Raw genomic sequence first — 24396 nt, 5'->3', positions numbered from 1 at the left:
TTTTGTGTTTCGGCATGGAATAAGGACCCCGTTTTCGGGGTGATCGGCATCCAATCGGGACCCCGGGATAAGGGTCCACAGTGGCTTCCATCGAGTCATGGAAGCCGAGGTTGGGATGCTGGTGGTGGAGATGATTGGTAAGATCGTCGCGCCTACTTTGGCGGCGGCTGACCTGCGGCTTCGAAGGCGGGTCGCGCCCGTCTGGTGCGTCATCCACTCCCCTGGTCGATCTAGATCTCGGTCTTGGGAGAGGGCACAACGTCATCGAAGGCCTAGCCGGTCTCCTCCGGTTTTTCGATCGGGAGAAGCATTTGCTGGAGCAACTCAATTTCGGCCGGGAGAACCATTACGAAACCTACGCGACTTTCGAAATCGAGTAACCCGATCACTTCGTCCCGCTGACGCTGGGAGTACGAAATCTATCGTCGCAGACCTGGACTTACGGACGACGGAAACACGCCCCCGTCGAGCAGATTCGCAGATGCCGAGAGGACGCGTTGCGGGAAATAGCGAAAAGCCTCCGTTCCAGCGGAGCGTGACTACGATACGAAATCGCCGAAGAAGGTCACGTTCTGCGAAACGGAGACTCGGCCGTCTTAAAGAGCGTTATGATAGGACGGTGAACCCTTCGAGGTGCTCAAAAATCGCCACGCCCCTAGAGCAGGAATTCGATTGGCCGCGTGCCGTCGAGAGCGATATTTCCGCGCGCCGCAGTGCTGCGCGGCCGTCGAAAATGGGATCTGTTCGAGATAATAGTCGGTGAACTTGGCTTTGGCCCGGGACTTGCGGACGTCTTTGCGCCCAGCCGCCTGTGCACCGGTGAAGAGGACATCTTTGGGAAGACACGCGACGAACCCTGCATAGTCGATTTCACCGATCCCCCGGGCATGACCGACCATCATCAGATCCGACGTCGCCTGCTCGATATCTTCGATCTCGGGGTAGTCGAACAGGGACCGATTGAATATCGCACCACGCCGGTTGATCATGGGGATCAACAGGCATCGGGCATCTCTCGAAAAGCCCTCGAAGCGCGCGATGAAAGCGTGATGATCCGGGCCAAGAACGGGTTCGTACGTTCGCTGCACGAACCCGAGCATTTCGGCGAAATGGTCGAGATAATAATAGACGGGCAGTTGCGGCAGTTTGGCCAAGCGGACCGTCGCGGCAGGAATCGTTTGTTCTATTTTTTTCGAATGCTGTGAGTGAAGTCAAGTGCCTCGGGCTCCAGCTGCCTACTCGCCGATCGCTCGGTGTCCGGGAAGTCAGGAAGGCTAAGCCGGGGTATCTTCCTTGACGCCCCGGGCGACGATCTGGAGCGCTCCGTCCGGAAGCGGCCGCTGCAGTTTCAGGGCTTCCTCCGCAGGCGCGGTCATCCAGGTTTCAACTTCCTCGGGCGTCGTCAGGATCACGGGCATCGCCTTGGGGTGGATTGCGCCGACTTCTGCGTTAGGCTCCGTCGTCAGGAAAGCGTAGAGATCGTTGGTGGTCTCGCCCTCCTTGACCTTCCGAACGGACGTCCAGTTGGTCCAGATGCCGGCGAAGCAGAGGAGCGGGCGGGTCTCGTCGATCGCGAACCAGATGTCGCCGCCTTCCGCCTTATTGAACTCGCTGAAACTGTTGAACGGCACCACGCAGCGGTTCTCCGGACCAAGCCATCGCGTCCAGTGCTTGGACTTCACGTTGCGGATGTTGGTAGTTCCAGAATCCGGCTCCATCCGGAGCAATTCCTTGAAATCGACGGTCTTGCTCTTCGCTTGTAGCTTCTCGGCGCGCTTCTTAGTGGCGTCCATTAGCGCTTTCGACGACGACGGCATGCCCCAGCGCGCGGTCGAGATCTCGCGGCCCTCGGCGCCGGTCCGGACGATCGGCGCCTTGTAGTCCGGAAAGACGCCTGGCATCGGCGCGAGGTTACCGACGTACCGATTCACGACGCGGAACAGCGCGCTGAGGGCGGCCTGATTGGTGGTGATCGAGTACAGATTGCACAAGGTCAGGTCTCCGGATCAGGATGCCGGGCCCGCTGCGACAGCTGCAGCAGGGTGGCAGCCGGTCGCTTCCCCGGCTTTGGCGCACTCCCGGCAACGCAAGCGGCTCGCCAGGTCGTGCACGAATGTCGTCGATGCATGGGTAAGCGTCGCCAGATCGACGTTGCGGGCGGCCTTGCAGCGTGAGCATTCGATCTGGCGCCATCTATAGCTACCGTTGATCGCCTGGTCGATCGTCGGGGACGGGTCGATCGGCTCGCCGTCCGAGCACATGCGCTCGTTCCAGCTTTCCGCAAGCAGCTTGTCCGCCGTCCGGATCAGAGCCTCGCCCTTGGCCCTGGCCTCGGCGGACTGCGCGGCCAGAATCGTCGTCATCGCTCGGGCCGTGCCGAGCTCCTTGGCGAGGGCCTTGCGGTCACCTCCGGAGAGGGGCGTCGGATGGTGCTTGTGGGCCACGGCGTCCGGACTGCCTAGGGGACGTCGTAGGCCGGCCAGCAGCCGTCTTCCTCATGGCGGCCGGTCCGCTGCGTGCAGGTGTTGTCCAGGAGACGCTGGCCGACGTCCTTCCAGATCGCGTCCGGACCGTACAGGCGGGCCGCGTCAGCTTTTTGGATTTCGACGGTTCTGCCGCAGCGCCGACAACCTACCCTCAGTAAATGCTGGGGAATTTGGGTCAGCCGCGTCCGGACTCCGCGTCGCCATCGTTCAACGAACCGCCGTGGGCACGGGCGTCTTCCAATAGAGCTCGCCAGTATTCGGGCGGGAGATCCTCGTTCAGAGCCAGTACGGGTCCCGGAGGGCCCTTTCTGGCGACGGCAGCGGCCATCTTCTCCATTTGCTTCCGGGTCGGCATGCGCCAGCTGGCAGGTCGGTCAGTCATGCCGCATTAGAACATAACAAGAACGTTGGAGTCGAGTCCGTCGAAGCCCGGAGGTAAGTGTTGGACGCGAGGGACACATCCGCGCGTTCTGCAGCGGCTATCATCGAAGTGGTCCGCGATGCCGTCGATGCTGTTGGCCACAACCCGCCGGCTCCCATTTTTCAGGAAATCGGCAGAACGGCATAAAACGTCCCAAAATTCCGTCTCTTTTCCGCCATGTCAAACGCCGTTGAAAGGTGTACCCCGCAAATTGAATTGGCTTGTCCCGAGTGAAGCGCGATCTAACACCGGACTTGCGACCAGCTGCCAAGCTTCTTCACAATGTGTGCGTCAGAGACCCGCGCGAGGATCTTGCGGATGACGGCCAAAATCGATCTGCTGACGCTGCAGTTGTTCGTGGCGATCGTCGAGGAGCAGAGTATCGCGAAGGCGGCGGAGAAGAAGAGCATCGCTGCGTCCGCGGTCAGCCGCCGCATCTCTGATATCGAGGACCGCTTCCAGGTCGAACTGCTGCACCGCCATTCCAAAGGGATCGAGCCGACACCGGCCGGTTTCGCGCTGCTCGAGCACGCCCGCATCATCCTTGGAAATCTGAGCAAGCTCGAGACCGAGCTGACGGGATACCGGCAGGGCAAGCGCGGTCTCATCCGGGTCTGTGCCAACAAGTCCGCGATTCTCGAAGCCTTGGCGGACGAGCTGAGCGTGTTCCTGGAGCGGCATCCGCTGGTCCACATCGAGATCGAGGAGGATCTCAGCCCGGCGATCGTGCGCGCGGTGATGGAGAACCGGGCCGACATTGGCATCTTCGGCGGCAACATCGACGGACAGGATCTGGAGTTGCTGTCCTACCGCAGCGACAGCCTGGTCGCCCTGGTCACGCGCGACCACCCGCTGGCGGGCCGCAGCAACATTCGCTTCCGCGAGCTGGTCGATTTCGACTTCGTCAGCTTGGAGAAGGGGAGCTCGATCGAGACGCTGTGTGTCAGGGCCGCCGCGGCGCTCGGGCAGCACATGAAGGTGCGCATCCGGGTCAGCAGTTTCGATGCGCTGTTTCGCGTGATCGATGCCAGGATGGGGGTCGGCGTGGTGCCGCTCGAAATCGTTCGCGACCGGTACGGCATCGACAGCCTCGTCACCGTCCCGCTCGACGAGCCCTGGGCCCGGCGCGAGCTCGTCATGGGAGTGCGCGATTACAAGTCGCTGCCCCCAGTCACGAAGCTGCTGGTGGACCATTTGCGGACCCAGGATGAGGCGCGCCTCGCCACGGGCGGCGTCTCCGACCGGCTGACGGTCGTGCGCGGCCGAAGCTGACATCTCTCTTGTCAACGCCTGCCATCGCCGGCCGCGATGGCACCGTGCCAAACCGTCACTGCACATTTGCGGGTCGCTCTCCTATCCTCCTTCCCAAGAACGCTGTCGGTCGGCATGATCGGCAGCACATACGGCACATCAGATGCCGAACACGGGAGGACGGATCGTGGACACGCACGGTCGCACGCTGCTGGCCAAAATCTGGGACCAGCATGTCATCGCGAAGCTCAGCGATGATACCGATCTGCTTCACGTGGATCGCCATCTGCTGCATGACCTCGGCGGCTCCCGCGGCCTGATCGACCTCAAAAGCCGAGACCTTCCGGTCCACAATCCCGAACTGACCTTTGCCACGCCGGACCATGCGATTTCGACGGCGGCGGGGCGTGCCGGCACCATCAAGACCGGGTGGGATCTGCTGGCGGCGTTACGGACCGAGACCTTCGCCAGCAACATCCGGCTGTTCGACCTCGACCAGCCCGGGCAGGGCATCGTCCATGTCATCGGTCCCGAGCTCGGTCTCAGCTTGCCCGGCTGCCTGATCGTCTGCGGCGACAGCCATACCTGCACCCATGGCGGGCTCGCCGCGCTCGCCTTCGGCATTGGGTCCAGCGAGCTCACACATGTGCTGGCGACCCAGACCATCATCCAGCGCCGGCCCAAAACCATGCGCGTGACATTCGACGGGCGGCTGCCGTTCGGCGTCACCGCCAAGGATCTCATCCTCGCCTTGATCGGCCGTGTCGGCGCCGCCGGGGGCACCGGCTATGCCGTCGAATATGCCGGCAGTGCGATCCGGGACCTGCCGGTCGAAGGGCGGCTCACCATCTGCAATCTGTCGGTCGAGCTCGGTGCCAAGATGGGGCTAATCGCACCGGACGAGACGACGTTCGCCTATATCCGCGGCCGTCCCTACGCGCCGCAAGGCGAGATGTGGGACCGCGCCGTCGCAGCGTGGCGGACGCTCCGGAGCGACAGTGACGCGGTGTTCGATCGAGAAGTCTCGATCGACGTCGGGACCATCATCCCGCAGATCACCTGGGGCATCAGTCCCGAGCATGTGCTCGGCGTCGATGGCCGCATCCCGGATCCCGCCGATATCGCCGATCCGGCGCGCCGCGGCGCGATCGAGATCGCGCTCGAATATATGGGCCTGAAGCCCGGCGCGCCGATCGCCGGCACGCCGGTCGATTGGGTCTTTATCGGCTCCTGCACCAACAGCCGCCTCAGCGATCTGCGCGCCGCGGCGGAAGTCGCGCGCGGTCGCAAGGTTGCCCCTGGAGTGCGCGCCTGGGTCGTGCCGGGGTCTGAAACCGTCAAGCGCGATGCGGTGGCCGAAGGGCTCGACAAGATCTTCATCGACGCGGGCTTTGAATGGCGCGAACCCGGCTGCTCGATGTGTCTTGCCGCGAACGGTGAAACCGTGCCGCCGGGCCAGCGCTCGGTGTCGACGTCGAACCGCAATTTCATCGGCCGGCAGGGGCCTCGGGCTCGCACCCATCTGGCAAGCCCGGCCATGGCCGTGGCGGCGGCGATTTCCGGCACAATCGCCGATGTTCGAACGATGGAGCGCTAGATGGCGCAAGCCTTCACAAAACTGACCGCGACGGCGGCGCCGATCATGCGCACCAATGTCGATACCGATGTCATCATCAGCATCAACCGCATGATCGGAAATTCCGTCCGCGGCAGTCTCGGCAAATGGGCGTTCGGTTCGCTCCGCTATTTGCCTGATGGCTCGGACAATCCGGAGTTCATCCTCAATCGCGAGCCTTATCGCGGTGCGGAAATCCTGGTCGCCGGTCCGAATTTCGGCTGCGGCTCGTCGCGCGAGGCGGCGGTGTGGGCGCTGCAGGAAATGGGGATCCGCGCCATAATCGGATCCGGCTTCGGCGACATCTTCTTCGCCAACTGCTTCCAGAACGGCATCCTGCCGGTGGTGCTGGACAAGGCCGTCATCGACGGCCTCGCCGCGGAAATCGAAGCGAGCCAGGGCGCGGGACGTCTCGGTATCGACCTGGAGGAGCAGACGGTCACCTCACCGTCGGGCGTCCGGCACACCTTCGAGATCGACCCGCGCCGGCGTGCGGGGCTGCTCGAAGGCCTCGACGAGATTTCGCTGACGTTGCGGCGAGACCAGGAGATTCGCGCCTTCCAGGCATCCGACCGCGACGCGCGGCCGTGGATTCACTTTGCAGGATAATCGGCAAGATAATCGTCAGGACACATCAGGCATGAATACGCTTTCGAACATGATCAAGGTCGCGGTGGTCGGCGGTGAAGGCATCGGTCCGGAGGTGACCGACCAATCGCATCGCATTCTCAAATGGTTCTCGGCCCGGCGCGGTATCCCGGTCGCTCTGCGCGAAGCGCAATACGGTCTCATCCCTTACCTTTCGACCGGGAAGGTGCTGCCCGATGACACCGTCGCGGCGATGGAGGAGGCCGACGCCATTCTCTGGGGCGCGACCGGCGGCCCGGAAACCACGGAAGTGCCTCCGGCCGCGCGCAAGGCGGGAAGCCTGCTGTCGCTGCGCAGCAAATACGATCTCTATGCCAATCTCCGGCCGATCGTCGCCAATCCGGCGCTGGCGGATTCCGCGCCCCTCAAGGCCGCGGTGCTGAAGGATGTCAACTTCATCATCATCCGTGAGCTCACCAGCGGCATCTATTTCGGCGAGCCGCGCGGCATCGAAACCCTTCCCGACGGCCAGCGCCGCGGCTTCAACACCCAGCAATACACCACCAGCCAGGTCCGCCGGGTGGCGCGTACCGCGTTCGAGTTGGCGCGGACGCGCAAGCGCCGGGTCTGCTCCGTCGACAAGGCCAATGTGCTGGAAACCAGCGTGCTGTGGCGCGAGGAGGTCACCGCGCTGCATGAAGCGGAATTCTCGGATGTCGAGCTGACGCATCTGTATGTCGACAACGCCGCCATGCAGATCGTGCGGGCGCCATCGCAGTTCGACGTGATGGTGACCTGCAACATCTTCGGCGACATTCTCTCCGATTGCGCCGCGATGGCGTCGGGCTCGCTCGGCATGCTGCCGTCGGTCTCGCTCGGGCCGCCGGACCGGCTGGGACGCCGCAAGGCGCTCTATGAACCGGTCCACGGCAGTGCGCCTGACATTGCGGGCAAGGGCATCGCCAATCCGCTCGGCTCGATCCTCAGCGTCGCGATGATGTTGCGCATCACCCTCAATCGGCCCGATGATGCCACGCTGCTGGAGCAGGCCGTGGACACGGCGCTGGCTGCCGGCGCACGAACGGCCGATATCGCCGAACCCGGCGCAAAAAGACTTTCGACCCAGGAGATGGGCGATGCGGTGCTGAACGCGCTCGACAAGGTGGTCGGCAGAGAGAGGGAGCACGCGTCATGAGAATTCGGGTCACCAGACGGGCCGCGTTGACGATCGTCGCCGGCGCCGGTGCCTCAATGGCGGCAGGGCGAGCGTGGGCGGACACCCCATCGGGCCGCGTGATCTATCCGGTGGCCATTCCGATCTATCAGTCTCAATTCGTCGCGGATCGGGCCGGATTCTTCAAGGAGGCCGGCCTCGACTGCAAGCTGATCCAGGGCGGCAGCGGCGTGAAGACGCGCGAGATCGTCGCCTCGTCCCAGGGCGATATCGGCATCGGCGATATCACCCACCCGATGCAGCTGAGCAATCACGGTCGCAACGCGCGGGTCCTCATGCCGGTCGATACCCGCAGCAACGCCGCGATCTTCATCATCCGCAGGGATCTGTTCGATCAGGGCATCACCACGCTGGAGGCACTGGCGAAGTGGAAGCGGCCTGACGGACGCAAGCCGATCGTTTCGGTATCATCGTTGGGCGGCACAAATCACGTCTGGGCTTCCTATTACATGGAAACCATGGGCTTGGACGACAAGGTGACCTGGATCGGCACCGGCAATGTCGACACCATGATGGGCACGTTGAAAACCAAGCAGGTCGATGTTCTCATCAACTCGCCGTCGATCCTGAAGGATTCGATTGAGCAGGGCTGGGGCGCGCTGTTGTTCGATGGAACCGACGAGACGGTCTGGGCCAAGTACATCGGCGGCAAGGTCCCCGTGACGTCTCACTTCACTCTGCAGTCGACGATCGACAAGGACCCGCAGAAGATGCAGGCGTTCGTCACGGCGCTGTGGCGCGCAACCCAGTGGATCAAGGGGCACAGTCCCGAAGAGATATTCGACATGATCGAGCCCTATGTCGGGAGCACGTCGCGCGATGCTAATATTTTCGACGCGGGCGTCATGAAGAAGCTCACCGATTACGAGGGCATCATCGATGCGGCGAGCTTCGAACGCGGCCAGAAGGTCTGGTTTCGGGAGATGACCGGCATCAAGCCGCTGGCGATGGCCGACGTCGTCAACACCAGCTTCATCGAAGCCGCGCGCAAGGCCTATCCGGCTTGAGGTGCGCAGGCCCTACACGCACCCCAGGTGGATACGCCGCCCGAGATGCGGCGCATCGACGTGCGCGGATTGTCCAAGACCTTCCAGTTGGCGGGCGCGGCCATCGAGGCGGTGCGCGACGTCTCCTTCAATGTCCGGCGCGGCGAATTCGTTGCTCTTCTGGGACCATCCGGCTCGGGCAAGAGCACCGTCCTCAACATGATCGCGACACTGGTCAAGCCGACCAGCGGCCAGATTCTGATCGACGGTGTGCCCGTCATTCCCGGACGGGCGACGCCTGACGTCGGCTATGTGTTCCAGCGCGATACCCTGTTTCCCTGGCGCACCGTCGCCGACAACATCGGCTATGGGCTGGAGCTCGCGGGCGTCCCGGTTGCCGAGCGCAAGGAGCGCGTCAACGCCTGTCTGATGCAGGCGGGGTTGGAGGGTTTCGGTGATGCCTACCCTTCCGCATTGTCGGGCGGCATGCGCCAGCGCGCGGCATTGATGCGAACGCTGGTCGTCGAACCCCAGGTCCTGCTGATGGACGAGCCTTTCGGCGCGCTCGACACGCACACCAAGATCGACATGCACGACGTACTGCTGCGCATCTGGGAGCGGGAAAAGCAGACGGTGCTGTTCGTGACCCATGATCTCGGCGAAGCCCTGACGCTGGCGGACCGCATCATCCTGTTCTCCGCCCGACCCGGGCGGATCAAGGAGAGCTTCGAGGTGGATTTCGCCCGCCCACGTAACGCCGTGAAGATCCGGGAGACGCCGCGTTATGCCGAGCTGTTCCAACTGATCTGGCACTCGCTTGGTGAGGAATTCATCAAGGGCCGCAAGCCATGAGACGAGGTCGCCACTCCGGCAGAACCCTGGCCTGGCAGATGTTGATCTGCGCCGGCTTGCTGTCGATCTGGCAGTGGGGATACGAACTGCACAGCCGCCTTCCCTGGTTGGTGCCGGATCTGCTCGACCCCTATTTCGTGTCCAAGCCGTCCCAGATCTTCGAGCATTTCCTGATCCTGAGCTGCCTCAAATCCAAGCTCGGAATGTTCAACGGCTGGTTCAATGGCGAATTCGCCCGCTGCATGGCGCGCTCCGAGAACAATCTCTGGATCGCCACCGCGGTCACCCTGAAGAACACCTTCTTCGGCTTCGTGACCGGCGTCAGCAGCGGCTTTGCCGCGGGACTCGTGCTGGGCCGTTCCGATCGGCTGAGCGCCATTTTCCAGCCGTTCATCACGGCGGTGAATTCAATCCCCCGCATCGCGCTGGCGCCGATCATCGTGCTCGCCTTCGGCATCGGCGATACCTCGAAGATCGTGACGTCGTGGATCGTGGTCGTCTTCCTCGTGTTCTTCAATACGTTCGAGGGCGCCCGCTCGATCGACGAGGGCTTTGTCAACGCATCCCGGCTGCTCGGCGCCAGCGAGTGGCAGATCACCCGCACGGTGGTGATCCCCTCGACCATGGCTTGGGTCTTCGCCTCGCTGACACCAGCGATTTCTTTCGCCTTGATCGGGGTGATTGTCGGCGAGTTCATCGGAGCGGAACGGGGCATCGGGCGCCTGATCATCGAGTCCGAGGCGCGCGCGGAGGCCTCGGGAATGATGGTCGCGGTCATCGTGTTGATGCTGGTCGGCGTTGCGCTATCCGCGTTGATCTGGCGACTGCAGGCCTACCTGCTGCGCTGGCAGCAGCACAATCTGGCAGAATAAACCGACAGTGACAGACCCTGCTGGCGACCCGGCATCGTGTCGACTAGCAAGGCGCATCCCAGTCTGCGGCAGGAACTCGCCGGCCCGGGCATCTCGGATGTCGAGGCGGAGACCTCAGTTTTGCGCATCCAGAAGGCGGCGTTGAGCTGGCAATTTGCGCTCTGAACTCGGAGGATTGGGGCGCGGGTTTGTCAAGACGGGAGGTGAGCGCCTCGATGCGGATTGCAACGGGCAGCTCGCGCGACTACGTCGGGCTTCCATGTTAACTGCAGACATCGCGCTGGCTGCGGTGGACGAGCCGTCATGACTCAGAGTGAAAATCCGGCCGTGGGCCGCCTGACCATTACGCGAGTATCTGCTTAGTGATGTCGAGCGTGGCGCCGGCTTGCCCGTCAATGGTCAGTCAGACCTCACGGAATAGCGCTCGTAAGCAGTCAGGAGCCGTGAGCCGATCGGCGGCGCCGGCCTGAGATAGATCTCGGTGCAAAGAAATTCGCATTCGGCTTCGAAACGTTGCTCGTCGACTTCCGTGCACCAAGCGCCCTGCGCAACGCCTTTGCCCGGCCGCCACCGGTAGCCCCGAAGCTTCAGGCGTTCCCGGGCGGCAAAGGCAGTGCGCTCCGCGCGAAGCCGCCACCTGGGGCGGCGGGCGGACTCCAAAAGGACGCTCAAGGCGGTCCGTCCTGTGCGCGGCAGCCGGCGCGAAAGCACGTCGAGCGCAGCCTCGCAATCGTGCAGGCCGCGATACCCATCGAAAAAGCGACCGTGGCCGGCCGCGAGGAACGAAAGGCGCGCGCTCTCGAAGCCCTCGGAGGCCCAATCCACTTCGCGGAGCGAACAGGCCCACGGCTTGGCCGCGAACGACGGAATGAGCCGTTCGCAGAATCTGCGATCGAAGTCGGCATTGTGCGCGATCACTGGATTCGCATCCGCAATGAATGCTTCCACGGCAGATGGGTCGATACTCTGGCCGGAGACCATCTCGTCCGTTATGCCTGTTAACCTGGTCACGGTAGGCGGAATCGATCGACCGGGGTCGCGCACGCGCAAATGTAACGAATGAGCCATCCATCGAGTAGTCGAAGGCGAGCATCGCCAATTCGACGATCTCGTCGGACGCCGAGTCCAGACCTGTCGTTTCGACATCCACGAGCACGCCACGCCGCATCGTCGCTCCAACCGGAGGCGGCGCGGCGCCCGCCAGGCGCAATCGCCTGAGGATCCGGTACTCGCCACTGCTTTCGAGCCTGGCCGCGAGCTTCTCCAGCTCGTTTGAGTTTGTCACCTCCGGTATCACGTGTGGGAGCTCCCGGTGTCCCCCGTGTCGGAAACGTATCCATCCCCGAGGCCGGCGCCAGCGAGAATTCTCTCGATCTCGTCGCCCGACAGAAAGCTCCTCTCGATGAGCGCATCGGCGACGGCTACGATCTGATCGCGACGCACTTCGACGATCTCGCAGGCCTTGGCTTGCAGCCGGTGCAGCCTCTCGTCGACGCGATGCCGGATGGTCCGATCGAGCCGCAGCTCCTCGAGGGCCGCGTCGGCGTCGCCGACATAGGCCAAGCCGTTCTCCCCTAATCCGAGAGAGAGCTCCATGCTTGCCACGAGGCGCGTCGCGAGCGCCAAGTCGGACCGCTCGCTTCCGCCGGCTCCTGCCGAAGGAGCACCGAGCAGCACGATTTCCGCGGCACGCCCCGCGAGGATGCCCACAACCTGCCTTTCGATCGACCGACGCGTGGGGAGATCGCTCGAAATGGGGTCGATGCTGGTCAGACCGCCGCTGCCTTGACGACCGCCGATCCTGACCGATCTGACGGTGCCCACGCCGGTGGCAATTGCGACGACCACGTGTCCGGCCTCGTGGAATGCGATCCGCCTCAGCGACGCGGGCGGGATGGTCGTCGCCGGCAGGACGGCACGCTTGAGATCGTCGGGAGAAAGATCGCGTCCGGAAGTTCGTGCCATGCGGCGCGCGCTTCTCACCGTCTCCATGATTTCCGCCGGCGTGAAACCGTCCAACATCTCCGCCATGGAGCGCAAATCCTTCTCCGGCAGACTGTCACGCACGTGAAAGCGAAGGATATTGAGGATCCCCTCCGGACCGGGGGCCGTTATCTCGATGGCGCGCTCGAGCCTCCCGGGCCGCAGAATCGCCGGATCCACCGCCGTGATCCGGTTCGTGGCGCCGATCACGACGACGCCTTCGCGCCGCGCGCTCGTGGCGTCATCCAGCAGCAACAAAAAGTCCTCGATGATCGGCATCCACCATTCGCGCGCTCGGGAGCTCAACAGAATCTCTGGACGGCAGGCCGTCGATCTCGTCGAGGAACAGGATCGACGGCGCGGCGGCTACGGCCTTGGCAAAAAGCTCTCGCTGAGCCTTGATCACACCGTCGAGATATCCTGAACTGGTGGCGAAGAGCTCGCCGACGCTGCCGACGATCAGGGTCGACTCGCACGCGCGGGCGATGCTTCTTGCGAGAACGCTCTTGCCCATCCCGGGCGCCGAATGGAAGACCGCGCCTCTGTCGACCGCGCTCCATGGAAGATTTCCGGCACGATAGTCACGCAGGTCGCGCGCCAGAGCCAAAGCCCAATCCCTGGCGGCGCCGTATTCGACGGCCGTCTCGAGGAGCGGCACGTCGTCGGCGCTGGTTTGTCCGAGGCGCGTCTTCGCTGCGGCAGACAAACGGGTCTTGACCTCTTGCTCGGTGCTGCCACGTCGCATGGCCGCGACCACGTCCTCGAGATCGAGACCGACGAGATCTCGTTCCTGGACCTGCGTGGCGCTTCCGAAGATCTTCCTGATCGCTTCCTCGACGACCTTCGAGTCGAACTTGAGCGGCAGCCGGAAATCGGCAGCTCCGATCAGCGTAGACGGAAGAGTCTGTTCGGGAGCGACGGCGATGCCGACCACCGAGGCTCCCGCCGCGAGAGCGGTGGCGGCTTCCGTGTTACCGGAGGACGGCTGGTGCCCTCGGCGGTCGGATCCGTCGCGAGCAATGCACGTCCACTTTCGTCCGAAGGGGCGCCGCGCGAAAAGATCTCTTACGGGCGAAATCCAAGCCACCGACGGAACCGAGATCACGAGCGCCCGGGAGGAAGGAGATTTCAGGCCTTCTTTAATGGCGGGCGTAAGACAGGCAGCGAGCGCGGCGGATACCAGGGTCTCGCGTGGTGTGAAGGAATCGGGAATGATGTCTTCCGTCGAATCCGCGGCGGAGTCGTCGCACGGATCGTCGTCGAGATCCTCCAGAGTTTCCAGATGTTCACGTCGAGTCGCGCCGGCGGCCAAACGGGAGAAGCCCCCGACCTTGCTCGCCTCATTCTGTTCGTCATCATTGCTCATGGCTGCGCCTCCGATGAGCCGACGGCATGGGCAAGCTCGTCGGGCGGAACGAACGCACTCTCAACGGCCTCTCGACGGCACCGACGACGAGCAACGCCGATGCCGGCAATTCACACGCCTGTCCGCCCAAGGCGGAAAGTTGGTGCATGATCTCGAAACTCGAGAAGGTGGTCATCGACTTCTTTGCTTTCGGTTGGCTTGTAGCGACGCGTACGGGCCGACTAAGAATCAGGCAGTTCAACGACGCAGGCCGGATTGAAGGACCGGTTCTCCCCGGGATAGCCGCCAGGGTTGCTGAGAAGGCGCGTGCGGCCGCGGGTAATGTCCATCGGGTAGTGCGTGTGGCCTGACACGATCAAGTCGGGCTGGAAGCGATCGATGAGGGACGACATTTCGGAAGCGTATGCGGCCGTGACGATGCTGTCCCGGAAGGCGGGCGCGACCGCCTCCGGCAACATGGCGTGGTGCGAGATGCAGACCGTCGGCCCGTCATGTGGTTTCGCGAGCTCCGTCTCGAGAAACGACCGCGACCGATGGTGGAGAAGGCGAGCCTCGGCGGGACGAAACCGCCGCCAAGGCTGGCGCGTCCACTTTATTCTGCGATGGTCGAGCATGGTCTGGGCTGCGGTGTTCATGGCCAACTCGCGCATGTGCGCTCCGAACAGCCCGTAGTCGGTCCAGAGGGTGCAGCCCAGCAGACGAACGCCCCGCACGGTTCGGACGGAGTTCTCCAGAAGGTGGACGCCCTCGCTTTCGGCCGCCGTGAGGCCCTCCTCCCAATGTTCTTCGAAATCCCTGCTCTTCGACCAGAGCTCGTGATTGCCCGCGACCATGACGACCTCGGTCGGCGCCGGGTAGGCGCGACGGAGTTGACCGACGGCATCGACCAGTCCTTGGCAGGTGTCGCCGGCGACCAGGATCATGCGGACGCCGTCGGCCAGCGGCGGCGCCCCGCCGCTGCCGGTCTGGTCGAGGTGCAGGTCGCTCATGATCTGCAGCCGCATCTCCAGGTATCCCGTCCGGCGCGCGCGAGGAGCGGACGCATCGCCCGGACGGTCCAGGAGGTGGCGATGCGCTTCTCACGGGTCTTCGCCTTGGGGAGCCGCCTGAGCACCCAGGCGACGACGAGGCAAGATGCGGCGTCGCCTTCGCACGCGCAGATGACGAGAGCGGTCATGCAAATGTCGAACTTCAGCGCGTGGGAGTTCTCCGGGCCCATCGCGAGCACGAGAGCGATGGCCGCGGCGGCGTCGCCGGAAGCCGCGTCGCGCCAGCGGGGCTCGGCGAGCATCGCGATGTCGGCGACTGCAGCCTTCATCTCTTTCAGGGCCGGTGTGTGGAAGTTGTCCGCACGCGTGTTCCGCCACCAGCCGAGCGGCCTGCAGGAGCGCTCCTCGATCGCGCGGAAGTCAGGGCCGGTGTTGCGGTAGGAGGTCTTACGCTGGGTGCTCACTCTACTCTCCTGCTGCGGCTGTCGATCCGAAGCCGCTCATGTGATAAATCATATAACAGATATCCAGAGAGGTTGGTAGCTTAAAGTAACCGAACTTGCCGATATGCCTAACGGTTGGTTAGGGGGAGCAGCCGAACCCCGGCTCGGGACCCGAGTGGCTCAGTGCCGGCTGCAGTTCGCATGGCCGATCCGAAGCGCCACCACGCGTGGACTAGTCGGGAGCAGGTCTGCCCGCCAACACCGCGGAGGCGCGAAGCGCCCAGGAATCGGCCAGGTCTTCTTTCCCGCGGAGGCGCGGGAGACGGCTGAGGACGCTTGCGACCACGACGCACGCGGCGGGGCTGCCTTCATACGCGCAGATGACCAGAGCGGTCATAGCGAGGTCGAGCCTCGAATGGCACGGACCTGCGGGATCCATCGACAGCGCGATTTCGAAGGCGCTGGTGGCGTCACCGGCGACGGCATCGCGCCAGCGCCGCTCGTGGAGCATTGCGATTTTGGCGATCGTGCCTCGCATGGCATCGATAGCCGCAGGGCCGAAGTCGGGCGCCGCCATGGAGCGCCACCAAGCCAGGGAGGACTTCGCGCGGCCGACGCTCGATTTGCGGTGCGCCCTGCGGCGGCGCGTGATGCCCTCATTCATGTTTTTTTCGCCTCCGGAATTCCGATCGAGCGGCATCGCGCCACCGCACCTAGACTTGGGGGTGGAGAGCTCCGAAGAGCTCTCCACCCGTCGGGAGAGCGCCTATGCCCTCCGCCTCGCCACACCACGCCGGGACCTGCCACTAGCTCGCCGGGCCACGCCCCACCCGTGGGTGTCCACTACTCGATGATCTCCACCGAGAAGTTGCCGTTGATCGGGCGCCAGTCGCCCAAGCCCTTCATGAATCCCGCGACGACGAAGAGTTCGTGGATCGTCTCGCGGTCGAAGATGCTGGGGAAGTACAGCGCCGTGAACTCGGTGCTCCAGTCGTTGAAGCAAGGGCGCGTTCGCATGGTCCGTGCGCCCTTGACCCTCACGCCCACGCGAAGTCTGAACTTCTTGTCCTTCCACAACTCGTCGAGATCGGCGGGGCCGTCGTAGACCAGGGGAGCGTGATGCTCGACGATCATGCCGACCTTCGCTTCGTCGCCGCGGCGTCGCGTCTTGGCCGCGGACACGAAGCAGGCCATCAACGCCTTCGCAGGGATGCAGGGGGAGCCGTCGGCCAGCCACAATCCGCCGAACCATTCGACGCGACCGATCTGCTCGTGATCGGCTTCGGTCTTGGAGCGCTTCTTCGTGAGCCGCATCAGGTTCTTGGTGATGGGATCGAGCGGATCGGCCAGACGGCCGCAATGCATGACGAGTCTTTTGGTGCCGGTGATGCGAAGCCGGATGCTTTCGGCGTGCATGATTTCGATTCTCCTACTTCGAGGTGGGGTCGACGAGGGAATTGCGCGGGTCGCGCAGAGAGGGCACGTCGGCGCGACGCGCGCGCTTCCGCTGGTAGCCGCGTCGGCGAAGGAATGTGGTGACCTCCTCGTGACAATCGCGGCAGACCGCCAACAATTCGCCCCGCTGTTCGCGGCCGAGGTGCATGTACGTGGCGTGATGGGCCTCGATGGGCGACGCTTTCGTGCCGGGACGGAAGCAGATCCGGCAGCGGTTGCCGGCTTCCTTCAGCTCGGCCAGCCGGACCGGCGAATTCCGCCACCTCTCGCTCGCGATATGACGCCAGTAGTTCATTCGTCGCCATTTCTCTCGTTATGCGATATATCACATAGCACGGAGGATATGGCTTTGGTAGCGTTTTGTTACCGAAATCACCGGGATGGTTAAGAGCGACGCGAGGGACAGGTTGAGCGACGAACTTCTCACGCCGACTCTCATCAAAGCGGCGCGTGCGCTGCTAGGTTACGACCAAGAAGCCCTCGCCGGACGGCTTGGCATCTCCCGCAAGACCATCGCGCTCATCGAAACCACGCAGCCGGGCCCTGTCGATCCGAGGCGGCGCCGGGTGCTCGAACAGATGAAGACGAAGATGGAGAATGAGATGCTTGTCGAGTTCATCTTCGCGAGCAAATCGACAGGTGAGGGAGTCAGGCTCCGGCGCCAATAGGTCGGAAATCGGCATGGTGCATCCGGAAGCCATTGTCCTGGCTCTACGCGACGGGAAAGTTGAGGGAAGATGCGAGCTAAACCGGCCCGGGCTGAGCCCTTGCGTTTCTGACCACCGTGTAGCGAGCCGATCGCAATCCCCACCTGAAGTTTCGGAAAGCCTGAGGTCGAGATACAAGGGCGCATCTGGAGGTCACGGGCAGGCGGCGCCGTATTCTCTCACAATCATCGGTCGTGTCTGGGAATTGGAATTCCCATCGGATCAGAATGCCAATTTCGCCATCGTAGCCAACGTGAAACTAGCGCACTTGCGATCTTCGAATCCGGGGCTGCCTGCGTGTGACACCCTTGGGATCTTGCCCTCACAATGGAATTCTTTGTTGTTCGATAGATCTCAAGGGGACGGAGCCGATGGGCCTTTGTCGGATGCACGCGTGTTGGCCATCGAAGACATCATGAGTCCCTCGACCATCAGAAAAATCCTCACCTTCGCCTCCACGAGATCGTTGGCGAGGGTGACGTATTCGGGCGATTCGGCCCGCGCCCCCATTCTCGCGACAAAGCCGTCATGACGGTCCGCCAGGACCAAGAACTTATCCAGCGCCGCTGCCAAGCGCTGCTCCTGCCCTGGCGGCAATCTCAGTGGCGACACGCGTTGTTCGGCCGGTTTGGCATCTTCCAGATCGGAAATCCTGGCTCTCTTTTTGGCGGGCCAGGGCGGCGGCCCCGACGGTGCAGGCTCGGGATGTCCGACTGGCGCGAAGAATACTCCGCTTTCATCGCCTGGTTGCGGTGTGATGTCCACGAGCGCGCCTTCGGGACTCTGCCATATGGCATGATATTCGGCTTCGTAGAACAACATCGGCACGGCGCGCACGATCCATCCGTGGACCACGCAGCCGCCGCGGCGCACCATGTGCTCGCGTACGTTGTCGTACGACCTGCCGGGCCGAGCTGCCGGAGTAGGCTTCACATCGAGATATTCCAGACGATCGAAGCCCGCAGATCGGCAAAACAGGAGGGTGGTCTCGTCGGGCGGCGGGGTCGTCTGGCGCAACCGCAACTCGGGAGGAAGCTGCACCCCGAGTCTTTCGGAAAGCATTTTCCGCGCTTCGAACAGTTCGGTTTCGAAATCGTTGATCTCTGTCATGGCCCTTGAACTCGTTTCCGTTCCAGTGGTTGGCAAGAAGTAGTTACGATTGTCCTTCAGCTCGGCGGGAAACGCCTCACAGTAGGCTGCGCTGATTTGGCGCCGAACGCGTGCCTGACCCGGATGTGTGCCACGGCGACGTTGTTTTCGCCGGCTTCCGTCTTCCGATAGAGCGTATAGGTCATGTCGCAGTCCTTCCGGTTCGTTGATGCGTGAAGCCGTCGATCAAAGCGAGTGTCCCGCTTCGCTGTCTCGGCCTGCGGACCCGCCGGTGCGGTGCCCGCTGGTCCGCTCCGTTGCCGTAGGCGTGCAGTCCGCCTGGGGAGCCAAATCCGACAGGGCCAGTTCGTCGGCTTCGGTCAAAGTGGTGTCGATGAAACGCTTTGAACGGGCCAGAATGTCGCGTGCGTCCCGCACCTCGCGGAAGAACTCGTTGACGACGGCCGGGGCTCGGCAGTCGACGAGTTGCTGCAGCAACTCGAGGTGCGAAGGTCCGGCGTACCCGCGGTCGGCCGGTTTGGGAGCCGCGAGGGCCGGGATGTTCTGACCGAGCGCGAGACCCCAGTATCCGTCCTTCCGCGCGGCGGCCCTTAGGAATTCGGCCAGCGCCTCGGCACACAACATCGTCGCCGTTTCCGGGCGATGGCGGACTTGGACGGTCTCGATCTCCGTCCTGACAACGACGCCGTCTCCGCGGTCGTTCAGGATTCTCGTTGCCTCCTCGATGTCGTCGATCCCGAACGTCAGCCCGCGCCGGGCGCACTCGAGGCGCTTGTCGCGGTCGGGCCCCGGCACGCCGCACCAGTTCACCGTCTGCCGCTCCAGATCGGAGAATGAGGCGACGATCTCGACGCCGCCCGCGGAACGGGACTGCACCGCGCAGTAGATCGGCTCGCCGGCCTTCACCAGCACCTGGTCCCCGCAGAAGACCATCCGCAGCGCGTTGGCGTGCGCGTGGCCGAGGCGAAAACCCATCTCAGACAGTCCGACCTTCCGGACGGAGGATGGGTCGAACCCGCCCGAGGGCCATTTCTCGGCAGATGCAGGATTCGATGGATCGAGCGCGAGCATCGCCTTCGGGTCGCCGGCGGCGGCCCATTCGATCAGGCGAGCGGGCGTGAGCCAGCCCCGGTCGTGCATCATCGGCCACCACAGCGAGCCGCCGTACTCCCTAACGGCGTAGTGCCGCGGCGAGTCGTCCGGAAAGAGCTGGTGCGGCCGGGCGCTTACCATGTAGGCCACGGTTGCGGCCGCAGGATCGATCTCCTCGACGCGCAGATATCCGTCCTCCAGGAACCAGGCGCTCGTCGTGCTGCGGCAGCCCTTCTTCACGAATTCCTGCAGGTAGGGCACGCGCGCCTTGAAGATATGTTCGCTCATCGGAGCACCTCCCGCCTCAACCCGGGACCGGGGAGTTCGGCCTTCGCGCGCCGGGCCGCCCGATCCGCGGCGATCTGCTCCGGACTGCGGCGGACGCGTCGGTGCGGCGCCGGCGATCGGTCCAACGCGGCGATCTCGTAGCGCGGGTACATCTCGATGGTCTTCCTGAGCGTCTTCACCCAGGGGTCGCCGTAGCTGAGGCTCACCTTCTGGATTCTCTCGGGATCGTCGGATCCGCCGTGGCCTGTGATGAAGGCCTCGACCTCGGGGTGCATGCCGACTTCGCGCGACACCGACTTGAAGCGATGGCGCCAGGCGTGATTCGGTTTGACGCCGGTGATCTTGAGGCTCTTGACGATCCACTCGCCGAGCCGTTCGGCGACCTTCTGCCATTGCGGATTCGCGTTCTCCCCGCCCTCCGCACGCCTGGGATCGTAGAACAGCGGCAGACCCGCCTTCCGGCGCTTCTCGACGAAGGCGAGGAATCCCTGCTCATCGAGATGCGAGTGCACGGGGATCACGCGCTCGTAGGCGCCTTTCGTCATTTCGGGCCGCAGATAGAAGCAGACGATGCCGGTCTCTTCGTCGACCCGGATGTCGGAGGGGAGGAGCGAGGTGATCTCGTTCACGCGGGCGCCGGTGTAGGCGCAGATCCAGGGGATCCAGCGCCGAGCGGCGCGGGTCTCGACCGTGGTCAGGTGAGAGAAGGTGGCCAGCGTCGCCGTGAGGATCTTCTCCGCCTGCGAGTCCGAGAAGCCTTTCTTGTTCGAATCCCTGGTCGATTTGACGCCCCGCACGCGGATGCGCGAGAACGGGTTTTCGGTCGTCAGTCTGCCGCGCTCGATCTGGAAGCCGGCTACCGCCCGCAAGGAGGCGAGCCAGACCTCGCGGATCGATTTTTTCGCGACGTCTTCCTTGGTCAGGTGATCGACCCATCTGTAGGCGTCGTCGCGGGTCATCCGGCAGAGGTCCGAGTGGCCGGCGAACTCGCAGAACGCCTTGATCTTGGGGCGCCAACGCTTCGCGGTCGGACCCGTCGCGCCGCCCTTGATGCCGGCCTTGTCGCAATAGAATTCGAATGCCTGGAGGAGGTCGATCCGCTTGGAGAGCGAGGGCGCGTTCTTGGCGAAGGCCTCCGATTCCGAGTAGTCATGCTTCCTTGCGGCCCGGGTGAGGTCGATGGAGACCTGCCGCTGCGCCTCCACGAACATGGGTAGGAAGCGGGTCCGGTCGGCCTCGGTCAGGAAGTACCCCGTCCGGCTCAGGAACCGATCCAGCGCCTGCTCGTCGAATTCGCGTTCCTGGTCGTTCTGCTCCTTGTCGCGCAGTTGGGTGCCCTGGGCCCATTTGGCCCCGGCCGGGGGATTGCGGATCTGGGCTCCGCGGTCCAGTTCGTGGACGACACGCTGGAGGCCGCTCAGGTCCCAGTCGGACATGGTCCGGGCCGCTGGGACGGCCCCCTCAGTCCTGCCGACGGCTTTGGCGGCGCGGAGCCGGTCCTCCCACTCTTTGTCCAGCTCCAGGCTGAGCTTGTTGCACGCGACCACCGCCGTCTTGAAGTCGGTGGTTTCGAGCGAGCGCCAGACCTCGCGCCGGCCCACGACGGCGCGGAACCGCTCCGAGACCTTCTTGCGGAGCCACCAGACGTCGCTCTTCGTCTCTTTATTGTTCTTTTTCTTGCGGACCGGCTTTGGCATGCGATTGCTTCCCACGGTGTAGCCCCTTGGTGTAGCCCCAGGACATGCAGGAAGCCCTTATTCCGCCGATAAAATTCGAAATATCAGCGGGTTGGCTCAACGGGGGTGGTGGGAATCCCTCCCTCTCCGCCATAATAAATCCTCCCGCCATAATAAAACGGCTTCGAGAAAGCCCCGTAAAATCAGGTCTTACTGCACGCCAGAGATCTCTGGTGTAGCCCCAGGGTGTAGCCTAGGCAGGCTGCAACCTGCATGGCAGGCGGAAACTATCAATACGAATCGCAAGACCGACGCGCGTCTCAGTGCCGTCGCGCCATCTGCGCCAAGGCCAATCGCCGGCCGACGGCCACGCTGCTACAGCTGGCGCAGCGGGCCCGCCATCCGGATCTGGCGAGCTGACCACCTTGTGCAATCTGTATTCGATCACCACGAACCAGGCCGCCATCGTCCGTCGAAGCGCTTGACTCTCAGGGCGGCGCTCGAACAAAAATAGAACGATCGATTCTGCCGTGAAGGTCCGCTTGGCCAAACTGCCTCAACTGCCCGTCTATTATTATCTCGACCACTTCGCCGAAATGCTCGGGTTCGTGCAGCGGACGTACGCCCCCGTGCTTGGTCCGGAGCATCACGCCTTCATAGCGCGGTTCGAGGGCCTACCGAGAGATGCGCGATGCCTGCTGGTCCGGATGATCAACAGGCGCGGTGCCATATTCAACCGATCCCTGTTCAGCTACCCCGAGATCGATGACGTCGAGCGGGCGGCATCCGATCTGACCGCGGCCGGTCACGCACGTGAGCTCGGCGAGGCGGACTATGCGGCCTTCGTCTCCTGCCTGCCAAAGGACGTCCTCGTCACCGGAGCACAGGCGGCCGGGCGAGGAGACGTCCGCAAATCCTGGTCGAAGCCGAAGTTCATCGACTATTATCTGCAAAGCATCCCTTTTTCGGTGGCCGCGCAGCATTGTGGCGCCCGCAACTTCATCGCGCTGGACGGGATGCGTCCGATCGAGTTCCTGCTCTACCTGTATTTCGGCAAGACCGAGGTGAGCCTGAAGAACTTCGCGCTGCGCGACTTGGGAATTCTCCGCACCAACCGCGAGACCTCGTTCAGCGCGCGATTCACCGATGCCGAGGAGGCGCTTGCCTCGTTCCACTACAGCCAGGTACTGGACAGCCTGGAAGACGGATCAGAAACTGCCCACAGACGGGCCGCCATTGACGTACTGGCCGGGCCTGCCTGCACGACGCAGTTCGCCGCCGATCTCCGCAGCCGAGCCGCGCATCAGACCGGGCTTTTCTTCGAGAAGACGGGCGAGAACGATCTTGCCCTGCAGCTCTACCGTGCCGGGCCTTCTCCCGACTGCAACGAGCGCTTGGTTCGCCTGCTCTACAACACGGGTGAAAAGGCCGAGGCCGAAACGCTGCTGCAGCGGATGATCGATGATCCCGCCAGCGATGGCGAGCACCTCTTCGCCACCGACTTCTATGCCCGTAAGTTCGGCGGCAGGCGTACAGGTCTCTACACCGAACTTTTGCGGTCCGGCCGCACGATCACCGTTGACGATACCCATCGCAGCAATCCCGAAGCGGGCGTCGCCGGCGTGCTGCGGCGCGAGGGCACGAAGGTTTTCTTCACCGAGAACGTGTTGTGGCACACCCTGTTCGGCCTGCTCTTCTGGGACGAGCTGTTCGAGAGCACCCGCATGCCCAGCGGGTTCGATTGGCTACCTCACTGCCTGAAGGACCGCAGCTTGCGTCGGCTTTTCGCGGAGACCATCAACGAGAAGCTGACGGCTATCGAATCCGGAGCTTCCCTTCCGTTGGTACTCCGCACCATCGCAGCAAAATGGGGCCGCCCGAACGGGATTTTCAGCTGGGATCATGTGCAAGTGGAGGCGCTGCGCGCGCTGCTCGAGGGATCCAACCCCGTCGGCGTCGCCAGTATCGTCCGCAGCATGTGCGATGACTTCCGCGGGATGCGAGACGGCTTTCCCGACCTGATGCTGGTGTGGGACGGCAAAGCGTCCTTCATAGAGGTCAAGGCGGAAGGGGATGTGATCCGCCGCAACCAACTGACCCGCCTCCACCAACTCGGCGCCGCCGGCATCACAGCCGAGATCGGCAGGGTCGACTACCGCTTCGACCCTGAGCAGGATTACGTGGTGGTCGACATCGAGACCACCGGCTCATGGTCGAACGGCGACCGCATCACCGAGATCGGCGCGGTGAAGGTGCGCAACCACCGCGTCGTGGACGAGTGGCACAGTCTTCTCAACCCGCAGCGTTCCATTCCGGCCAAGATTGTCCAGCTGACAGGTATCACCAACGCAATGGTTCGGGACGCGCCTTTGTTCGCCGAGGTGGCGGATCGCTTCATGGAGTTCATGGGCGACGGCATCTTCGTCGCCCACAACGTCAGCTTCGACTACGGTTTCATCGCCTACGAATTCGAACGGCTCGGGCGGCGCTTCAAATTTCCAAAGCTCTGCACGTGTGCCGGAATGCGGCGGCGTTATCCGGGGCACAAGTCCTACGGACTCGGGAAGCTTTGCGAAGAATACGGCATATCGCTCGACAATCACCACCGCGCCCTATGCGACGCGCGGGCCTCGGCGCAGTTGTTGAATCTCATCAATCAGAAGCGGAGCGAAGAGAGACAGAGCTCCGAAGCGGCGTAGCGCTTCAGCAATATCTGTCCGGAGTGCCCCCCGGCTGTTCCCAATCGTCATCGTGGCGGAGCCGGATCGTGCTAAGCGGAGATGGAAGCAGCCTCATCGATGGCGGCCATCAATTCTGAGGTTTCGGTCTGCTGGATCATATTGGAAAGCCCGCGAACTTTGCCGGGACCGTCGCCGTCGGCGAACGCCTGCAGGGCCGCTTCGATCGATGCCGTCATCTCGGTCGCTCCGCTCGGTGGAGCCGACGTGTGCTCGCGTTGGGTCGTGTGCGGATTGTCAGGCT

24 protein-coding genes and 2 pseudogenes are annotated in these 24396 nt (G+C 63.4%); 9 read left to right on the top strand and 17 right to left on the bottom strand.

Going from position 1 to position 24396, the window contains the following annotated elements:
* Positions 1-596: 596 nt before the first annotated feature.
* From ACETMP_RS21840 to ACETMP_RS21825, 4 genes and pseudogenes are all read right to left on the bottom strand, one after another.
* Positions 597-1154 (bottom strand): hypothetical protein, encoded by a 558-nt coding sequence (locus ACETMP_RS21840; RefSeq protein WP_375157812.1) that lies wholly within the window; start codon positions 1152-1154, stop codon positions 597-599.
* A 120-nt stretch (positions 1155-1274) separates the two neighbouring features.
* The gene (locus ACETMP_RS21835) at positions 1275-1991 is read right to left on the bottom strand and encodes an SOS response-associated peptidase (RefSeq protein ID WP_375157811.1); all 717 of its coding nucleotides are present in this window, start codon (positions 1989-1991) and stop codon (positions 1275-1277) included.
* A gap of 2 nt (positions 1992-1993) precedes the next feature.
* A pseudogene (locus ACETMP_RS21830) lies at positions 1994-2444 on the bottom strand (hypothetical protein).
* Positions 2445-2458: 14 nt separating this feature from the next.
* Positions 2459-2868 (bottom strand): annotated as a pseudogene (locus tag ACETMP_RS21825) (hypothetical protein).
* A 357-nt stretch (positions 2869-3225) separates the two neighbouring features.
* On the opposite strand from ACETMP_RS21825, the gene ACETMP_RS21820 reads away from it, so the two are divergent.
* The 7 genes from ACETMP_RS21820 to ACETMP_RS21790 all read left to right on the top strand — a co-directional run bounded on the left by ACETMP_RS21820 (position 3226) and on the right by ACETMP_RS21790 (position 10305).
* Positions 3226-4179: a LysR family transcriptional regulator gene (locus ACETMP_RS21820; protein ID WP_375157810.1), complete on the top strand. Its 954-nt coding sequence runs from the start codon at positions 3226-3228 to the stop codon at positions 4177-4179.
* A gap of 166 nt (positions 4180-4345) precedes the next feature.
* Entirely contained in the window at positions 4346-5755 is a 1410-nt protein-coding gene (gene leuC, locus ACETMP_RS21815) for a 3-isopropylmalate dehydratase large subunit (RefSeq protein ID WP_375157809.1), read from the top strand.
* The gene (gene leuD, locus ACETMP_RS21810) at positions 5756-6382 is read left to right on the top strand and encodes a 3-isopropylmalate dehydratase small subunit (protein WP_375157808.1); all 627 of its coding nucleotides are present in this window, start codon (positions 5756-5758) and stop codon (positions 6380-6382) included.
* Between the two features lie 31 nt (positions 6383-6413).
* On the top strand, positions 6414-7556 hold the full coding sequence (gene leuB, locus ACETMP_RS21805; RefSeq protein WP_375157807.1) for a 3-isopropylmalate dehydrogenase: 1143 nt from the start codon (positions 6414-6416) through the stop codon (positions 7554-7556).
* Entirely contained in the window at positions 7553-8602 is a 1050-nt protein-coding gene (locus ACETMP_RS21800) for an ABC transporter substrate-binding protein (RefSeq protein WP_375157806.1), read from the top strand. Before leuB ends, ACETMP_RS21800 begins: the two co-directional genes overlap by 4 nt.
* 45 nt (positions 8603-8647) lie before the next feature.
* Complete coding sequence (locus tag ACETMP_RS21795; RefSeq protein ID WP_375157805.1) at positions 8648-9433, top strand: ABC transporter ATP-binding protein; 786 nt, start codon at positions 8648-8650, stop codon at positions 9431-9433.
* On the top strand, positions 9430-10305 hold the full coding sequence (locus ACETMP_RS21790) for an ABC transporter permease (protein ID WP_375157804.1): 876 nt from the start codon (positions 9430-9432) through the stop codon (positions 10303-10305). The genes ACETMP_RS21795 and ACETMP_RS21790 overlap by 4 nt, the downstream gene beginning before the upstream one ends.
* A gap of 399 nt (positions 10306-10704) precedes the next feature.
* Here the strand turns inward: ACETMP_RS21790 and ACETMP_RS21785 are convergent, their stop codons facing one another.
* From ACETMP_RS21785 to ACETMP_RS21750, 8 genes are all read right to left on the bottom strand, one after another.
* The gene (locus tag ACETMP_RS21785; protein ID WP_375157803.1) at positions 10705-11373 is read right to left on the bottom strand and encodes a 3'-5' exonuclease; all 669 of its coding nucleotides are present in this window, start codon (positions 11371-11373) and stop codon (positions 10705-10707) included.
* Positions 11374-11598: 225 nt separating this feature from the next.
* The gene (locus ACETMP_RS21780; protein ID WP_375157802.1) at positions 11599-12567 is read right to left on the bottom strand and encodes an AAA family ATPase; all 969 of its coding nucleotides are present in this window, start codon (positions 12565-12567) and stop codon (positions 11599-11601) included.
* Positions 12530-13654, bottom strand: a complete 1125-nt coding sequence (locus tag ACETMP_RS21775; RefSeq protein ID WP_375157801.1) for an AAA family ATPase — start codon at positions 13652-13654, stop codon at positions 12530-12532. The genes ACETMP_RS21780 and ACETMP_RS21775 overlap by 38 nt, the downstream gene beginning before the upstream one ends.
* A 221-nt stretch (positions 13655-13875) precedes the next feature.
* The gene (locus ACETMP_RS21770; RefSeq protein ID WP_375157800.1) at positions 13876-14658 is read right to left on the bottom strand and encodes a metallophosphoesterase; all 783 of its coding nucleotides are present in this window, start codon (positions 14656-14658) and stop codon (positions 13876-13878) included.
* Positions 14640-15107 (bottom strand): hypothetical protein, encoded by a 468-nt coding sequence (locus ACETMP_RS21765; RefSeq protein ID WP_375157799.1) that lies wholly within the window; start codon positions 15105-15107, stop codon positions 14640-14642. The genes ACETMP_RS21770 and ACETMP_RS21765 overlap by 19 nt, the downstream gene beginning before the upstream one ends.
* 211 nt (positions 15108-15318) lie before the next feature.
* Entirely contained in the window at positions 15319-15750 is a 432-nt protein-coding gene (locus tag ACETMP_RS21760) for a hypothetical protein (RefSeq protein WP_375157798.1), read from the bottom strand.
* A 179-nt stretch (positions 15751-15929) separates the two neighbouring features.
* Positions 15930-16502 (bottom strand): hypothetical protein, encoded by a 573-nt coding sequence (locus ACETMP_RS21755; RefSeq protein ID WP_375157797.1) that lies wholly within the window; start codon positions 16500-16502, stop codon positions 15930-15932.
* A gap of 13 nt (positions 16503-16515) precedes the next feature.
* A complete protein-coding gene (locus ACETMP_RS21750; RefSeq protein WP_375157796.1) occupies positions 16516-16836 on the bottom strand; it encodes a hypothetical protein in 321 nt (106 codons plus the stop codon).
* A gap of 112 nt (positions 16837-16948) precedes the next feature.
* Between ACETMP_RS21750 and ACETMP_RS21745 the strand changes: the two genes are divergently transcribed.
* Positions 16949-17209 (top strand): helix-turn-helix domain-containing protein, encoded by a 261-nt coding sequence (locus ACETMP_RS21745; protein ID WP_375157795.1) that lies wholly within the window; start codon positions 16949-16951, stop codon positions 17207-17209.
* Positions 17210-17602: 393 nt separating this feature from the next.
* On the opposite strand, the gene ACETMP_RS21740 is transcribed toward ACETMP_RS21745, so the two are convergent.
* From ACETMP_RS21740 to ACETMP_RS21725, 4 genes are read right to left on the bottom strand one after another with little or no spacing between them, the layout of a single operon-like run.
* On the bottom strand, positions 17603-18358 hold the full coding sequence (locus ACETMP_RS21740) for a hypothetical protein (protein WP_375157794.1): 756 nt from the start codon (positions 18356-18358) through the stop codon (positions 17603-17605).
* A 56-nt stretch (positions 18359-18414) separates the two neighbouring features.
* The gene (locus ACETMP_RS21735; protein ID WP_375157793.1) at positions 18415-18543 is read right to left on the bottom strand and encodes a hypothetical protein; all 129 of its coding nucleotides are present in this window, start codon (positions 18541-18543) and stop codon (positions 18415-18417) included.
* 40 nt (positions 18544-18583) lie between these two features.
* On the bottom strand, positions 18584-19738 hold the full coding sequence (locus ACETMP_RS21730) for a hypothetical protein (protein ID WP_375157792.1): 1155 nt from the start codon (positions 19736-19738) through the stop codon (positions 18584-18586).
* Complete coding sequence (locus ACETMP_RS21725; RefSeq protein ID WP_375157791.1) at positions 19735-21435, bottom strand: DUF6538 domain-containing protein; 1701 nt, start codon at positions 21433-21435, stop codon at positions 19735-19737. Before ACETMP_RS21725 ends, ACETMP_RS21730 begins: the two co-directional genes overlap by 4 nt.
* A 521-nt stretch (positions 21436-21956) precedes the next feature.
* Between ACETMP_RS21725 and ACETMP_RS21720 the strand changes: the two genes are divergently transcribed.
* Entirely contained in the window at positions 21957-24113 is a 2157-nt protein-coding gene (locus tag ACETMP_RS21720; RefSeq protein ID WP_375157790.1) for an exonuclease domain-containing protein, read from the top strand.
* 71 nt (positions 24114-24184) lie between these two features.
* On the opposite strand, the gene ACETMP_RS21715 is transcribed toward ACETMP_RS21720, so the two are convergent.
* Positions 24185-24331, bottom strand: coding sequence for a hypothetical protein (locus ACETMP_RS21715; protein WP_375157789.1), 147 nt, complete (start codon positions 24329-24331; stop codon positions 24185-24187).
* Positions 24332-24396: the final 65 nt, after the last annotated feature.

Origin of the sequence: Bradyrhizobium dasycarpum (genome assembly GCF_042019905.1) — a bacterium.
In the GTDB taxonomy this organism is placed as follows: Bacteria; Pseudomonadota; Alphaproteobacteria; order Rhizobiales; family Xanthobacteraceae; genus Bradyrhizobium; species Bradyrhizobium japonicum_B.
The sequence above is the reverse complement of the archived record's forward strand: the minus strand, read 5'-3'. Positions and strand labels throughout refer to the sequence as shown.

Excerpts from the sequence above, each read along its gene's own strand:
- ACETMP_RS21795 (WP_375157805.1), top strand. The coding sequence starts at position 8,648 with ATGCGGCGCATCGACGTGCGCGGATTGTCCAAGACCTTCCAGTTGGCG.
- ACETMP_RS21755 (WP_375157797.1), bottom strand. The coding sequence starts at position 16,502 with ATGCACGCCGAAAGCATCCGGCTTCGCATCACCGGCACCAAAAGACTC.
- ACETMP_RS21735 (WP_375157793.1), bottom strand. The coding sequence starts at position 18,543 with ATGACCTATACGCTCTATCGGAAGACGGAAGCCGGCGAAAACAACGTC.
- ACETMP_RS21800 (WP_375157806.1), top strand. The coding sequence starts at position 7,553 with ATGAGAATTCGGGTCACCAGACGGGCCGCGTTGACGATCGTCGCCGGC.
- ACETMP_RS21780 (WP_375157802.1), bottom strand. The coding sequence starts at position 12,567 with ATGCCGATCATCGAGGACTTTTTGTTGCTGCTGGATGACGCCACGAGC.
- ACETMP_RS21750 (WP_375157796.1), bottom strand. The coding sequence starts at position 16,836 with ATGAACTACTGGCGTCATATCGCGAGCGAGAGGTGGCGGAATTCGCCG.
- ACETMP_RS21785 (WP_375157803.1), bottom strand. The coding sequence starts at position 11,373 with ATGGCTCATTCGTTACATTTGCGCGTGCGCGACCCCGGTCGATCGATT.
- ACETMP_RS21740 (WP_375157794.1), bottom strand. The coding sequence starts at position 18,358 with ATGACAGAGATCAACGATTTCGAAACCGAACTGTTCGAAGCGCGGAAA.
- leuD (WP_375157808.1), top strand. The coding sequence starts at position 5,756 with ATGGCGCAAGCCTTCACAAAACTGACCGCGACGGCGGCGCCGATCATG.
- leuB (WP_375157807.1), top strand. The coding sequence starts at position 6,414 with ATGAATACGCTTTCGAACATGATCAAGGTCGCGGTGGTCGGCGGTGAA.
- ACETMP_RS21775 (WP_375157801.1), bottom strand. The coding sequence starts at position 13,654 with ATGAGCAATGATGACGAACAGAATGAGGCGAGCAAGGTCGGGGGCTTC.
- ACETMP_RS21715 (WP_375157789.1), bottom strand. The coding sequence starts at position 24,331 with ATGACGGCATCGATCGAAGCGGCCCTGCAGGCGTTCGCCGACGGCGAC.
- ACETMP_RS21725 (WP_375157791.1), bottom strand. The coding sequence starts at position 21,435 with ATGCCAAAGCCGGTCCGCAAGAAAAAGAACAATAAAGAGACGAAGAGC.
- ACETMP_RS21790 (WP_375157804.1), top strand. The coding sequence starts at position 9,430 with ATGAGACGAGGTCGCCACTCCGGCAGAACCCTGGCCTGGCAGATGTTG.
- ACETMP_RS21730 (WP_375157792.1), bottom strand. The coding sequence starts at position 19,738 with ATGAGCGAACATATCTTCAAGGCGCGCGTGCCCTACCTGCAGGAATTC.
- ACETMP_RS21770 (WP_375157800.1), bottom strand. The coding sequence starts at position 14,658 with ATGCGGCTGCAGATCATGAGCGACCTGCACCTCGACCAGACCGGCAGC.
- ACETMP_RS21760 (WP_375157798.1), bottom strand. The coding sequence starts at position 15,750 with ATGAATGAGGGCATCACGCGCCGCCGCAGGGCGCACCGCAAATCGAGC.
- ACETMP_RS21820 (WP_375157810.1), top strand. The coding sequence starts at position 3,226 with ATGACGGCCAAAATCGATCTGCTGACGCTGCAGTTGTTCGTGGCGATC.